The sequence below is a fragment of the Enterobacter sp. AN-K1 genome (assembly GCF_020971765.1).
Taxonomy (GTDB): domain Bacteria; phylum Pseudomonadota; class Gammaproteobacteria; order Enterobacterales; family Enterobacteriaceae; genus Enterobacter; species Enterobacter hormaechei_C.
This window is the reverse complement of record NZ_CP087390.1, coordinates 213,211-227,277: the sequence shown is the minus strand read 5'-3', so window position 1 is coordinate 227,277 and position 14,067 is coordinate 213,211. Positions and strand designations below refer to the sequence as shown.

Annotated in this window: 14 protein-coding genes; 7 read left to right on the top strand and 7 right to left on the bottom strand. The window is 56.0% G+C overall.

What is annotated here, in order from left to right:
* Nucleotides 1-58 precede the first annotated feature (58 nt).
* Nucleotides 59-1,174, top strand: a complete 1,116-nt coding sequence (rnd, locus tag LOC22_RS01055; RefSeq protein ID WP_230239573.1) for a ribonuclease D — start codon at nt 59-61, stop codon at nt 1,172-1,174.
* An 86-nt stretch (nt 1,175-1,260) separates the two neighbouring features.
* Here rnd and minE read toward each other — a convergent pair whose 3' ends face one another.
* From minE to minC, 3 genes are read right to left on the bottom strand one after another with little or no spacing between them, the layout of a single operon-like run.
* On the bottom strand, nt 1,261-1,527 hold the full coding sequence (gene minE, locus LOC22_RS01050; RefSeq protein ID WP_003859937.1) for a cell division topological specificity factor MinE: 267 nt from the start codon (nt 1,525-1,527) through the stop codon (nt 1,261-1,263).
* A 3-nt stretch (nt 1,528-1,530) separates the two neighbouring features.
* Entirely contained in the window at nt 1,531-2,343 is an 813-nt protein-coding gene (minD, locus tag LOC22_RS01045) for a septum site-determining protein MinD (RefSeq protein WP_003859938.1), read from the bottom strand.
* A gap of 22 nt (nt 2,344-2,365) precedes the next feature.
* On the bottom strand, nt 2,366-3,073 hold the full coding sequence (minC, locus tag LOC22_RS01040; protein WP_015570311.1) for a septum site-determining protein MinC: 708 nt from the start codon (nt 3,071-3,073) through the stop codon (nt 2,366-2,368).
* 123 nt (nt 3,074-3,196) lie between these two features.
* On the opposite strand from minC, the gene LOC22_RS01035 reads away from it, so the two are divergent.
* From LOC22_RS01035 to LOC22_RS01025, 3 genes are all read left to right on the top strand, one after another.
* Nucleotides 3,197-3,472, top strand: a complete 276-nt coding sequence (locus tag LOC22_RS01035; protein WP_032653932.1) for a YcgL domain-containing protein — start codon at nt 3,197-3,199, stop codon at nt 3,470-3,472.
* Nucleotides 3,473-3,519: 47 nt separating this feature from the next.
* Nucleotides 3,520-4,179: a fumarylacetoacetate hydrolase family protein gene (locus LOC22_RS01030; RefSeq protein ID WP_015570313.1), complete on the top strand. Its 660-nt coding sequence runs from the start codon at nt 3,520-3,522 to the stop codon at nt 4,177-4,179.
* A gap of 93 nt (nt 4,180-4,272) precedes the next feature.
* Complete coding sequence (locus LOC22_RS01025) at nt 4,273-4,713, top strand: YcgN family cysteine cluster protein (protein ID WP_015570314.1); 441 nt, start codon at nt 4,273-4,275, stop codon at nt 4,711-4,713.
* 99 nt (nt 4,714-4,812) lie between these two features.
* On the opposite strand, the gene dsbB is transcribed toward LOC22_RS01025, so the two are convergent.
* Both dsbB and nhaB read right to left on the bottom strand, forming a co-directional pair.
* The gene (gene dsbB / locus LOC22_RS01020) at nt 4,813-5,343 is read right to left on the bottom strand and encodes a disulfide bond formation protein DsbB (protein WP_230239272.1); all 531 of its coding nucleotides are present in this window, start codon (nt 5,341-5,343) and stop codon (nt 4,813-4,815) included.
* Between the two features lie 46 nt (nt 5,344-5,389).
* Nucleotides 5,390-6,928: a Na(+)/H(+) antiporter NhaB gene (gene nhaB / locus LOC22_RS01015; RefSeq protein ID WP_017693269.1), complete on the bottom strand. Its 1,539-nt coding sequence runs from the start codon at nt 6,926-6,928 to the stop codon at nt 5,390-5,392.
* 201 nt (nt 6,929-7,129) lie between these two features.
* Here nhaB and fadR point away from each other — a divergent pair, with 201 nt between their 5' ends.
* The gene (fadR, locus tag LOC22_RS01010; protein ID WP_015570315.1) at nt 7,130-7,849 is read left to right on the top strand and encodes a fatty acid metabolism transcriptional regulator FadR; all 720 of its coding nucleotides are present in this window, start codon (nt 7,130-7,132) and stop codon (nt 7,847-7,849) included.
* Nucleotides 7,850-7,958: 109 nt separating this feature from the next.
* Here fadR and LOC22_RS01005 read toward each other — a convergent pair whose 3' ends face one another.
* Nucleotides 7,959-9,491 (bottom strand): SpoVR family protein, encoded by a 1,533-nt coding sequence (locus LOC22_RS01005; RefSeq protein ID WP_017384314.1) that lies wholly within the window; start codon nt 9,489-9,491, stop codon nt 7,959-7,961.
* Between the two features lie 321 nt (nt 9,492-9,812).
* Between LOC22_RS01005 and LOC22_RS01000 the strand changes: the two genes are divergently transcribed.
* On the top strand, nt 9,813-11,111 hold the full coding sequence (locus LOC22_RS01000) for a D-amino acid dehydrogenase (protein WP_230239271.1): 1,299 nt from the start codon (nt 9,813-9,815) through the stop codon (nt 11,109-11,111).
* Between the two features lie 9 nt (nt 11,112-11,120).
* Nucleotides 11,121-12,191, top strand: a complete 1,071-nt coding sequence (gene dadX / locus LOC22_RS00995; protein WP_230239270.1) for a catabolic alanine racemase DadX — start codon at nt 11,121-11,123, stop codon at nt 12,189-12,191.
* A 97-nt stretch (nt 12,192-12,288) separates the two neighbouring features.
* Here the strand turns inward: dadX and LOC22_RS00990 are convergent, their stop codons facing one another.
* Entirely contained in the window at nt 12,289-14,022 is a 1,734-nt protein-coding gene (locus LOC22_RS00990) for a potassium/proton antiporter (RefSeq protein WP_017693270.1), read from the bottom strand.
* Between the last annotated feature and the right edge of the window lie 45 nt (nt 14,023-14,067).

Here is a 14,067-nt window from a genome sequence, read left to right as displayed (position 1 = left end):
GGTTAAGCCGGCGTTTTTTATGGGCGCAAACAAAAGAGAGTCCGATTTGAATTACCAGATGATCACTACCAACGACGAGCTGGCTTCGCTGTGCGAGGTGACGCGTGAATTTCCCGCTATCGCCCTGGATACGGAATTTGTCCGCACCCGAACGTACTATCCGCAGCTGGGTCTGATTCAGATGTATGACGGCAAACACGTGTCGTTGATTGACCCCCTCGGCATTACCGACTGGGCGCCAATGCGCGAGCTGTTGCTGGATACCGCCGTGACCAAATATCTGCACGCGGGCAGTGAAGATCTGGAAGTCTTTCTCAACACCTTTGGCATCATGCCGCAGCCGCTGATTGATACCCAGATCCTCGCGGCGTTCAGCGGTCGTCCGCTCTCCTGGGGTTTTGCGGCGATGGTGGAAGAGTACACCGGTCTGACGCTGGATAAGAGCGAATCGCGTACCGACTGGCTCGCGCGTCCGCTAACGGCGCGTCAGCTTGAATACGCCGCGGCAGACGTCTTTTACCTTCTGCCGATTGCCGGCCAGCTCATGAAAGAGGCTGAGGCGTCCGGTTGGCTGTCTGCCGCACTGGATGAGTGCCGCATGACGCAGCAGCGTCGCCAGGAAGTGGTTGATCCGAAAGAAGCCTGGCGTGACATCACTAACGCCTGGCAGCTGCGCACCCGTCAACTGGCCTGTCTGCAATTGCTGGCTGACTGTCGTCTGCGTAAAGCGCGTGAGCGCGATCTGGCGGTTAACTTCGTGGTGCGTGAAGAACACCTGTGGGCGGTGGCGCGCTATATGCCGGGTAGCCTTGGTGAACTGGACAGCATTGGCCTTTCCGGAAGTGAGATCCGTTTCCACGGTAAAACGCTGCTCGCGCTGGTAGAGAAAGCTCAGCAGCTGCCAGAGGACGCACTGCCAGAACCGCTGCTTAACCTGATGGATATGCCGGGCTACCGCAAGGCGTTCAAAGATATCAAAGCGCTGGTGCAGACGGTGGCGGGGGAAAGCAAACTGAGTGCCGAACTGCTGGCTTCACGTCGTCAGATTAACCAGCTGCTGAACTGGCACTGGAAGTTGAAACCGCAAAATGGTTTACCGGAACTGGTCGCCGGATGGCGGGGGGAACTGATGGCCGAACGCCTGAATATCCTGCTGGAAGGGTATCCGCGCTAAAGAATTGTAGCCCCGGTAAGCGCAGCGCCACCGGGGAAATTGCCGGGCGGCGCGATGCTTACCCGGCCTACAAAACCACAAACGGATTAACGCGACTCTTCCGCTTCCGGAAGCGTCACGTTCAGCTCCAGAATCGAAATATCCCCGTCTTTTTGCTCCAGCTGAACGGTGACCATTTCCGGGTCAATCTGCACGTATTTGCAGATCACTTCCAGAATGTCTTTGCGCAACTGCGGCAGGTAGTGCGGTTCGGCGTCGCTACGACGACGTTCCGCCACAATGATTTGCAGACGTTCTTTTGCGATGTTGGCGGTGCTTTTTTTCCGCGAGAGAAAAAAGTCCAGTAATGCCATAACTTATCCTCCGAACAGGCGTTTGAGGAAACCTTTCTTCTCTTCTTCAATGAAGCGGAAAGGACGTTCTTCTCCCAGCAGACGGTCAACGGTATCCGCATACGCTTTACCTGCGTCTGCCTGTGTATCCAGGATCACGGGCTCGCCCTGGTTAGAGGCGCGCAACACGGACTGATCTTCCGGGATCACGCCAACCAGTTTGATGCGCAGGATCTCCAGCACGTCTTCCATGCTCAGCATGTCACCTTTGTTCACCCGGCCCGGGTTGTAGCGGGTCAGCAGCAGGTGCTCTTTGATTGGCTCCTGGCCATTTTCCGCGCGACGGGATTTCGAGGCCAGAATGCCGAGAATACGGTCGGAGTCACGTACTGACGAGACTTCCGGGTTGGTGGTGATGATGGCTTCATCCGCGAAGTAGAGCGCCATCAAAGCCCCGGTTTCGATACCGGCCGGGGAGTCGCAGACCACGAAGTCGAACTCCATCTTTTTCAGATCGTCGAGCACCTTTTCCACGCCTTCGCGGGTCAGGGCGTCTTTATCACGGGTCTGGGACGCCGGAAGAATGTAGAGGTTCTCGGTACGCTTATCTTTAATCAGCGCCTGGTTAAGGGTGGCATCGCCCTGAATGACGTTCACGAAGTCATACACCACGCGACGCTCGCAACCCATGATCAGGTCCAGGTTACGCAGACCGATATCGAAGTCGATTACGACGGTTTTCTTTCCCTTCTGGGCCAAACCAGTAGCGATGGCCGCGCTGGAGGTGGTCTTGCCAACGCCTCCTTTACCCGAAGTCACAACAATAATGCGTGCCATAGAAATTCCTTGTTAAAAGGGATCAATTTAACGGTTGAACGGTCAAAGCGTTATCTGCCAGTTGCAGACGGGCCGCTTTGCCATAAAATTCGGCTGGGATTTTATCGCTCAGCCAATATTCACCTGCGATAGACACCAGTTCTGCCGTCAGGTGAGTACAAAAAATTTGTGCTTCTCGATCGCCGCTGGCGCCCGCAAGCGCACGCCCACGCATCATACCGTAAACGTGAATATTGCCATCTGCAATCAGTTCTGCGCCCGCACTGACGTGGCTTGTAACAATCAGATCACAGTTTGGCGCATAAATGCGCTGACCGGAACGAACCGGCAGATCAATCAATCGCGTTTTTGTGACTGGGGCTACATTTTGCGCCGGAGGCGGGGGAGCGGGAACGGTTGCAGGCGTTGCACGCGGGGCTTTTTCTTTGCCCTCGTTTAACAAGGGCAAACCCGCGCGTTCAATTTCGGCTTTTAACTCTGCGTCTTTGCAGCCGCTAATACCCACGATGCGCAACCCCGTAGAGACGACGGCCTGCTGGAGTCGCTTCCAGTTAACCGGCCCCTCAAGGTCGCTTACATTGACGACGACAGGAGCATGCTTAAGAAAAGCGGGAGCCTGCGCGATTTTGTCTTCTAACGCCTGACGAATAACCTCGGGTTTTGCATCATGCAAATGAACCACTGATAAGGTGAAGCTACTGCCTTTAAGCTCGATGGGCGTATTTGACATCCTGGCCTTACTCAATTTGCTATTAACCGCAACACATCGCCGCGATATTCCGAAGAGTATCAGGCATGTTATAGTCAGGAGTATATTGAGGCAAGCAACCACCCATTAATTCAGAGTAAAAACATGTTTTGTGTGATCTACAGAAGTACCAGCCGCGACCAGACCTACCTTTATGTCGAAAAGAAAGACGATTTTTCCCGCGTGCCTGAAGAATTAATGAAAAGCTTTGGCCGACCGCAGCTGGCGATGCTGCTGCCGCTGGACGGCCGTAAGAAGCTGGTGAACGCCGATCTTGAGAAAGTCAAAAAGGCGTTAATCGAGCAGGGCTATTATTTACAGCTTCCGCCGCCACCGGAGAATTTATTAAAACAGCATCTTGAGGTGAGCGGAAAGAAATAAGCCCGGGTCCTTCCGGGAACAACTCATCAACCGATTAGGGGTCGACCATGTATCAACATCATAACTGGCAAGGTGCATTACTGGATTATCCCGTCAGCAAAGTGGTCTGCGTGGGCAGCAACTATGCAAAACATATTCAGGAGATGGGCAGCGCCGTGCCGGAAGAGCCGGTTCTGTTTATTAAGCCAGAAACCGCACTGTGCGATATTCGCCAGCCGCTGGTTCTGCCGCAGGGACTGGGCTCGGTGCATCATGAAGTGGAGCTGGCGGTGCTGATCGGCGCGACGCTGCGCCAGGCCACTGAAGAACACGTAGAGAAAGCGATTGCGGGTTACGGTGTCGCGCTCGACCTGACCCTGCGCGACGTCCAGGGCAAAATGAAGAAAGCGGGGCAGCCGTGGGAAAAAGCCAAGGGTTTTGATAATTCATGCCCGATTTCCGGTTTCGTTCCGGTGAGTGAATTTACCGACGACCCGCAGAACACGCCCCTCAGCCTGAAGGTCAACGGCGAGATCCGCCAGCAGGGAACGACCGCTGACATGATCCATAAGATCGTTCCGCTGATTGCCTACATGAGCCGCTTCTTCACCCTGAAACCTGGCGACGTGATCCTTACCGGCACCCCGGAAGGTGTGGGGCCGCTGCACAGTGGCGACGAGCTGGACGTCAGTTTTAACGGCCTGTCGCTGAAAACCCGCGTGCTGTAAAAGCACCTTGCCGCCTGAAAAGGGCGGCAAAACTTGCATCAACGTGCCAGACTCGTTATAAGGTGCGCTCTATTTTGACGTGTGGACATCCCGATGAACGACATTCCTTTCTGGCAAAGCAAAACTCTCGACGACATGACCGACGCGGAGTGGGAATCGTTGTGTGACGGCTGTGGGCAGTGCTGCCTGCATAAGCTGATGGATGAAGATTCGGACGAGATCTATTTCACCAACGTAGCCTGCAAGCAGTTAAACATCAAAACCTGCCAGTGCCGCAACTATGAGCGCCGTTTCGAATATGAGCCGGACTGCATCAAGTTAACCCGTGAAAATCTGCCGACCTTTGAGTGGCTGCCGCATACCTGCGCGTATCGCCTGCTGGCGGAAGGAAAGGATCTGCCCACATGGCATCCGCTGTTGACGGGGTCGAAAGCGGCGATGCACGGTGAACGTATTTCCGTGCGCCACATTGCGGTGAAAGAGTCCGAGGTGCGCGACTGGGAAGACCACATTATGAATCACCCTAATCGGTGATAATAAAAAACCCGCCGAGGCGGGTTTTTTATTGTGCGCAATTTTGTCGGGTGGCGCTGCGCTTACCCGACCAACAAAACTGACGTTGCCGTTTTGCTTTTACCTTCCAAAAAGATCGCGTTTCTTTGGTTTGAACGGCTGGGCAATCAGCACCAGCAGTGCCACCACAAAGTAGGCGACAAAAATGCCCACCAGCCACTGCGGCATCTCCAGCGTCAGGAACTCCCACTGGCGTACAGAGCAGTCACCGGAGGCCACAAACACCTGCGGCAGCCATTTATCCAGCGGCAGCCAGCTCGGGAAGCGGGCGGCAAAATCGCAGGTCATAAACGGCGACGGGTGAAGCTGCATCTGGGTGTGCTCCCAGGCAAGCGCAATCCCTTTCCCGGCGCTGTACAGCCAGATGGAAATTGCCGCATAGCGTAACGGTGATTTGGGTGCAATCGCACCTACCAGACCCGCGCCCATAATGCCGAACAGCGCACAACGCTCATAAATACACAGTACGCAAGGTTTCAGCCCCATCACATGCTGAAACCACAGCGCGACCATTTCCAGCGCAAAGGCGGTCAGGGCCATCAACAACCACGCTCCGCGACCGCGTGAGCACTGGTTCAAAAATCGCAACATAATCATTTCCCTGGAACATGCTTAGACAGCGCAGTGTAAACGAATTTTAATGCGCCGCAAGTATACCTGCTTGCAATAACCATTGCGTACAGGGAACGAGAGTAATTTTGATGCACAGCAAACCAACCAGGGTAAGCACCAGCGTATACGGCAGCGCCATCCAGACCATTCTTCCATAAGAAAGTCGTATGAGTGGTGCCAGCGCCGAGGTCAGCAGGAAGAGGAATGCCGCCTGACCGTTCGGGGTTGCCACGGAGGGGAGGTTGGTTCCGGTGTTGATCGCCACCGCCAGCAGCTCGAACTGTTCACTGCTGACAATCCCTTGCTCCATCGCGGCTTTGGCCTCATTGATGTATACCGTCCCGACAAAGACGTTATCGGATATAGAGGACAACAGACCGTTAAACAAATAGAACAGCGTTAGCTGCGAATCTGGCGTAGCCTGAAGCACAAACGCGATGATCGGCGCGAACAGATGTTGGTCAATAATCACCGCCACGACCGCGAAAAACACCGCCAGCAGGGCGGTAAACGGCAGCGCTTCGGTAAAGGCTTTTCCGATAGCATGTTCGTCCGTAACGCCGCCCAGGCTGGTTGCAAGGATAATTACCGACAGGCCAATCAGCCCCACCTCGGCAAGGTGGAAGGCCAGCGCAGCGATAAGCCACACGCCGATGAAACCCTGTGCAATCAGGCGCAGCGTCTCCTGGCGCGTGCGTTGTTTGCGGCTCTGCTCGTCAAACTTATGCAGCTCCTGGCGGACCTGATCGGGCAACTTCGCGCCATACCCAAAGAGGTTGAATTTTTCGACCAGCACACAGGTGGCTAACCCGCAGACCAGCACGGGCACGCTGACGGGCGCCATGCGCAGGAAAAATTCGCCAAAATGCCACTCAGCCGCTTTGGCGATAATCAGGTTTTGCGGCTCCCCGACCATGGTCATCACGCCGCCCAGCGCCGTCCCCACGCCCGCATGCATCATCAGGCTGCGCAGAAACGCGCGGAACTGTTCCAGCACATCGCGGTTGTGCGCCTCAACGTGGCTGTCGTCCTGCAAGTTATCGCCAGGACGAGACGAGGCCACCCGGTGGTAAATCCCGTAAAAGCCGACGGCGACGCTGATCACCACCGCAACGACCGTCAGCGCATCCAGGAAGGCAGAGAGGAAGGCCGCGGCGAGGCAAAACGCCAGCGAGAGCAGCGTTTTCGACGGAATGCTCAGCAGCAAACGGGTGAAGATAAACAGCAGAAGCTGCTTCATAAAGTAGATCCCCGCCACCATGAAGATCAGCAGCAGTAGGACTTCAAGATTCGACGCTATCTCGTTTTTAACATGCTCCGCGCTGGTCATTCCGATGACCACGGCTTCCAGCGCCAGCAGCCCGCCGGGCAACAGCGGATAGCACTTCAGCGCCATCGCCAGGGTAAAGATAAACTCGGCGACCAACATCCACCCGGCAACGAAGGGATCCAGCAAAAAGATAACGGGATTAACGACCAGGAATACCAGTAAAGTAAGTTTGTACCAGTCAGGTGACTGACCTAAAAAGTTGCGCCACAGCGCGCGCCCAAATGAAATTTCCACGACAGACGTCCTTTACCCGTCAAATAAGACAAGACATCAGTATACGCAAAAATGGCGGCAGAGCGGGGGATTAAGCCATTTGTAAATTTCATAAAAATGAAACGGCGATCCCTCTTTTCTGTCTCTGCTGCGCTATCTGCCTCTGCGCGCCTCTGGTATGATGAGTGCAATTTGCTAAAGCTGTGTAATGGAAATCTCACTATGGTCATTAAGGCGCAGAGCCCGGCGGGTTTCGCGGAAGAGTACATCATTGAAAGCATCTGGAATAATCGTTTCCCTGCGGGATCAATTCTACCTGCTGAACGCGAACTCTCTGAACTGATTGGCGTCACCCGTACCACGCTGCGAGAAGTGCTCCAGCGTCTGGCGCGCGATGGCTGGTTGACGATACAGCATGGCAAACCCACTAAGGTGAACAACTTCTGGGAAACGTCCGGGCTGAACATTCTGGAAACGCTGGCGCGTCTCGACCACGAAAGCGTACCGCAGCTGATTGATAATCTGCTTTCCGTGCGCACCAACATCGCCACCATTTTCATCCGCACCGCGTTTCGTCAGCATCCTGAAGATGCGCTGAAAGTGCTTGCCACCGCTAATGAGGTGGAAGACCACGCGGATGCCTTTGCGACCCTGGATTACAATGTGTTCCGCGGTCTGGCGTTTGCTTCCGGCAATCCGGTTTACGGTCTGATCCTGAATGGAATGAAAGGGTTATATACGCGCATTGGTCGTCACTACTTTGCTAACCCTGAAGCCCGCAGCCTGGCGCTCGGCTTCTACCATAAACTGAGCAAACTCTGCACCGAAGGGCTGCACGATCAGGTCTATGAAACGGTGCGTCGTTACGGCCACGACTCCGGTGAAATCTGGCACCGGATGCAGAAAACGCTGCCGGGTGATTTAGCGATTCAGAGTCGCTAAAATAAAAAACCTCTCGATTGAGAGGTTTTTTTTCGCCCGGTGGCGCTTTGCTTACCGGGCCTACAAAACCCGTAGGCCGGGTAAGGCGTAGCCGCCACCCGGCAACAAACTACAGCGTATTCAACCGCGCCGGACACCGGTCCAGCAGCTCCACGCTGCCATCTTCGTTCTGCTGCTCCAGCAACACGTCAAATCCCCACAGGCGATGCACATGCTTCAGCACTTCCTTACGCCCCTTATCCAGCGGCGCGCGGTTGTGCGGAATATAGCGCAACGTCAGGGAGCGGTCGCCGCGCAGATCCACGTTCCAGACCTGAATGTTCGGTTCAAGATTACTCAGGTTGTACTGGGATGACAGGCGCGAGCGGATCTCGCGATAGCCCTCTTCGTTGTGGATCGCGGAGATCTCCAGGTAGTTGTTGCGGTCATCATCCAGTACGGTGAAGAAGCGGAAATCACGCATGATCTTCGGCGACATGAACTGGCTGATAAAGCTCTCATCCTTAAAATCACGCATCGCGAAGTGCAGCGTTTCCAGCCAGTCGGAACCGGCAATATCCGGGAACCAGTATTTGTCCTCTTCGGTGGGCGACTGACAAATACGCTTGATATCCTGGAACATGGCAAAGCCGAGCGCGTACGGGTTAATGCCGCTGTACCACGGGCTGTTATATGCCGGCTGGAATACCACGTTGGTGTGGCTGTGCAGAAACTCCATCATAAACCGCTCGGTGACTTTTCCTTCGTCGTACAGGTGGTTAAGAATGGTGTAGTGCCAGAAGGTCGCCCAGCCTTCGTTCATCACCTGGGTCTGCTTCTGCGGATAGAAATACTGGCTCACCTTGCGCACGATGCGCAGGATCTCACGCTGCCACGGCTCCAGCAGTGGGGCGTTTTTCTCCATAAAGTAGAGCAGGTTTTCCTGCGGCTCGGAAGGGTAGCGACGCGCCTCGGCGACGGTTTTCTCCTCTTCACGTTTCGGCAGGGTGCGCCACAGCATATTCACCTGGCTTTGCAGATACTCCTCGCGGCTCTTCTGCCGGGCTTTCTCTTCCTGCAATGAGATCTTCTGCGGACGCTTATAACGATCAACGCCGTAGTTCATCAGCGCGTGGCAGGAGTCCAGCAGCTTCTCCACCTCGTCCACGCCGTAGCGCTCTTCGCAGTCGGTAATGTATTTGCGGGCGAAGATCAGGTAATCGACGATGGAGCTGGCGTCCGTCCAGCTGCGGAACAGATAGTTATTTTTGAAGAACGAGTTATGTCCATAGCAGGCGTGCGCCATCACCAGCGCCTGCATGGTAATGGTGTTCTCCTCCATCAGATAGGCAATACACGGGTTAGAGTTAATGACGATTTCATACGCCAGTCCCTGCTGCCCGTGCTTATACAGCCGCTCTGTTTCAATGAATTTTTTGCCAAACGACCAGTGCGGATAGTTAATTGGCATCCCGACGCTGGAGTAAGCGTCCATCATCTGTTCCGAGGTGATGACTTCAATCTGATGGGGATAGGTATCCAGACGATAGAGTTTGGCCACCCGGTCGATCTCCGCCAGGTAGACATCCAGCAACTCGAAGGTCCAGTCGGGTCCATCGCTCAGACGGGTGCTGTCCCTGGACATGGAATCTAGTGTAGCCATTAGCGCGCCCTCGTTGTTGGTCGCTCTCTCTGACTGGAGAGCCTCCTTTCAAGCATAGATCACCCCATTCAAATACGCGGGGCGCAGAAATTTTTTCTTTGCGATTTCGCGTTTTCGATACGGCAAATAAAGCGGTGCTCACAGAATTTTCTACTGGTTAAAAATAACGCGCAGCAGGAGATCCCAAATAAGCGCCATCCCCTGATACAGCGGGATATGTGAGTTGAGTCACCATAAAAAAGTCATATGTTGAATAATATTTTCAACTAGGTTATCAATCTGTAATTAGATGATTGTTCTTTTGCTCATAATGGAGTGGCTATGCGTGTTGTCATACTGGGAAGTGGTGTCGTTGGCGTAACCAGCGCCTGGTATTTAAGTCAGGCGGGACATGAGGTTACCGTTATCGATCGCGAATCCGGTCCGGCGCTGGAAACCAGTGCGGCGAATGCGGGGCAAATCTCTCCGGGCTACGCTGCGCCGTGGGCGGCCCCGGGCGTTCCGCTGAAGGCGATCAAATGGATGTTTCAGCGACATGCGCCCCTGGCGATAAGTCTTGACGGCACGCAGTTCCAGCTTAAGTGGATGTGGCAGATGCTGCGCAACTGCGACACCCGCCACTATATGGAAAACAAAGGGCGCATGGTGCGGCTGGCGGAATACAGCCGCGATTGCCTGAAAGCGCTGCGTGCCTCGACGGACATTGAATATGAAGGGCGTCAGGGCGGCACGCTTCAGCTGTTCCGTACCGCGCAACAGTACGAAAACGCGACCCGCGATATCGCCGTGCTTGAAGATGCGGGCGTACCGTATCAGCTGCTGGAAGCCAGCCAGCTGGCGCAGGTGGAGCCAGCGCTTGCCGAGGTCGCGCATAAGCTGACGGGCGGTCTGCGTTTACCGAACGATGAAACCGGCGACTGCCAGCTTTTCACCCAGCGTCTGGCGCGCATGTGTGAGCAGGCCGGGGTGAAATTCCGCTTCAATACTTCTGTCGACAAACTGCTGTCGGAAGGGGAGAAGATTTACGGCGTGAAGTGTGGGGAAGAGGTAATCAAAGCCGATGCCTACGTGATGGCGTTTGGCTCCTACTCAACCGCGATGCTGAAAGGGATCCTGGATATCCCGGTCTATCCACTGAAAGGCTACTCCCTGACCATTCCTGTGAAAGAGGACAGCGGCGCGCCGGTCTCGACCATTCTTGATGAAACCTACAAAATCGCCATCACCCGCTTCGATAACCGGATCCGCGTCGGCGGCATGGCAGAAATCGTGGGCTTCAATACCGAGCTGCTCAAACCGCGTCGTGAAACGCTGGAGATGGTGGTGGGCGATCTCTTCCCGCGCGGCGGCTTCATTGAGCAGGCAACGTTCTGGACCGGCCTGCGCCCAATGACCCCGGACGGCACGCCGATTGTGGGCCGTACGCCATACAAAAATCTGTGGACCAACACCGGCCACGGCACGCTTGGCTGGACCATGGCCTGCGGTTCGGGCCAGCTGCTGAGCGACCTGATCTCCGGGCGGACGCCGGCAATTCCGTTTGACGATTTGAGCGCCGCACGCTATCAATCAGGGTTTACCCCATCGCGTCCACAACACCTGCACGGCGCGCATAATTAAGGAGTCGCAATGTCCCGTCCTATTCTGGCCCAGCTGGATTTGCAGGCGCTGAAGGATAACCTGCAAATTGTTCGCCGTGCTGCGCCGGGTTCTCGTGTCTGGTCGGTGGTGAAAGCCAACGCCTACGGTCATGGTATCGACCGTATCTGGAGTGCGCTCGGCGCCACCGATGGTTTTGCCTTGCTGAATCTGGAAGAGGCCATCCTGCTGCGCGAGCGCGGCTGGAAAGGACCGATCCTGCTGCTGGAAGGATTCTTTCATGCGCAGGATCTGCCTCTGCTGGATAAGTACCGCCTGACGACCAGCGTTCACAGTAACTGGCAGATCAAGGCCATCCAGGACGCGAAGCTGCATGCCCCGCTGGATATCTATCTCAAAGTGAACAGCGGGATGAACCGTCTGGGCTTCCAGCCTGAACGGGTGCACACGGTCTGGCAGCAGCTTCGTGCGCTGAAAAATGTCGGTGAGATGACGCTGATGGCGCATTTCGCCGATGCGGAAAAGCCGGACGGAATCGCCGATGCCATGGTCCGCATTGAGCAGGCGGCAGAAGGGCTGGACTGTCCGCGCTCGCTGTCGAACTCAGCGGCAACGCTCTGGCATCCTGAAGCGCACTACAACTGGGTACGTCCGGGGATCGTTCTGTACGGCGCGTCACCCTCAGGTCAGTGGCAGGATATCGCCAACAGCGGCCTGAAGCCGGTGATGACGTTACGAAGCGAGATTATCGGCGTGCAAACCCTGAAAGCGGGCGATACGGTGGGCTATGGCAGCCGCTATCGGGCAGCAGGTGAACAGCGCATCGGTATCGTGGCGGGGGGCTATGCAGATGGTTATCCGCGCATCGTCCCGAGCGGCACGCCGGTGTGGGTCGATGGCGTGCGCACGGGCACGGTAGGCACCGTCTCAATGGACATGCTGGCTATTGATTTAACGCCGTGTCCCCAGGCGGGGATCGGGTCACCGGTTGAGCTGTGGGGCAACGAGGTTAAAATTGATGATGTGGCCGCTGCGGCGGGCACCGTCGGGTATGAACTGATGTGCGCGCTGGCGCCAAGAGTGCCTGTTGTGACGGTGTAACTTGTGTGTGTGCCGGGTGGCGGCTTCGCCTTACCCGGCCTACAAAAGCCCGAACGTAGGCCGGGTAAGCGTTAGCGCCACCCGGCAAAAAAAGCAGCTACTCCGCCTCCTCCTCCATCGGCCTGACGCCAACTTTGCGCACCGCGTTATCTTCTTTCTCGGCTACCGTCCAGATCATCCCGGCAAACTCCACCTGGTCACCGACGACCGGTGCAGCCCCTAATAATTGCTGAATAATCTCACCCAGGGTTTGCTGGTTATCGCGATTCTCCAGTCCCCCTTCCAGGCCATAAATCAGCGCCACATCCGCAAAGCGGGCGCTGGCTTCGAGGATAAAATCGCCGAAGAAACGCTGATCCAGCGCCACCGGTGGCGACTGGCTGAACAGCTTGCCGAGGGCAGGCAGGTCGCGCTCGCGGCCAATCACGCAGAGGATATCGTTCTCACGCAGCCGCGTGCTGCCGGTCGGGTGCAGCAGGGCGTTATCCCGGAACAGGGCGGCAATCCGCGTTTCAGCGGGCATATGCAGATCGCGCAGGGACGCGCCCACGCACCACTTATCGGCGCTTAGCTGGTAGACAAACTGTTCCCAGGGATTCTCAGGGTGAATATCCAGCCCCACGCGGGAGACCGGCCAGCCAATGGGCGGTACCACCACTTTGGCTTTTTTCGCCGCCCAGCCCAGTGACGTCCCCTGGAACAGCAGCGACACCAGCACCACGAAGAAGGCGACGTTGAAGAACAGACGGGCGTTGTCCAGCCCGGCCATCATCGGGAACACGGCCAGAATAATTGGCACCGCGCCGCGCAGACCCACCCAACTGATAAATATCCGCTCACGCAGGTTAAACCCGCGGAACGGCAGCAGCCCGGCAAACACCGACAGCGGACGGGCGAAGAAGATCATCCAGGCCGACAAAAGCAGCGCCGGTACGGCGATAGGCAGCAGGTCCGACGGCGTCACCAGCAGGCCCAGCACCAGGAACATGGCAATCTGCGCCAGCCAGGCCAGGCCGTCGAAGTTCTGCAAAATGGCGTGACGGTTGCGAATCGGTCGGTTGCCCAACAGGAAACCGCAAAGGTAAACCGCCAGAATACCGCTGCCGTCCAGCGCGGTGGTGACGGCAAAGATCAGGATCCCACCGCTCAGGGCCAGCAGCGGGTAAAGGCCGGAAGGCAGCGTAATACGGTTGATCGTCTGCTGTAACAGGTAACCGCCGCCGAGACCAATGATAATCCCGAGGCCAAACTGCTGGAGGATGTGCCAGGCGAACATCCAGCTCAGGCCGGTTTCGTGCTGCTGGATCATCTCAATCAGGGTGATGGTCAGGAACACCGCCATCGGATCGTTGCTGCCGGATTCAATCTCCAGCGTGGAGCCAACGCGTTCGTTCAGCCCCTTGCCGCCGAGCAGGGAGAAAACCGCCGCCGCATCGGTAGAGCCGACAATCGCGCCAATCAGCAGGCCTTCCATTATATCGAGGTTAAACAGCCAGGCCGCCATCATACCGGTCAGGCCGGAGGTGATCAGCACGCCGACGGTCGCCAGAGACAGCGCCGGACCTAAGGCAACGCGAAACGAACTTGCCTGGGTGCGCATGCCGCCGTCCAGCAGAATCACCGCCAGTGCGAGGTTACTCACCATATAGGCGAAAGGGTAATTATCGAAGGGGATACCGCCGATTCCGTCGATCCCGGCAAGCATGCCGATAGCCAGGAAAATGACAAGAATAGGTATGCCAAGACGCGATGAAAATGAACTTAATAAAATGCTGAAGGTTACCAGGATGGAACCCAGAATGAAAAGACTGATTATCGCTGTGGCACCCAATGTTGTCTTACTCCCACCTCAATGTGAACGCTGTTATTAAAACCC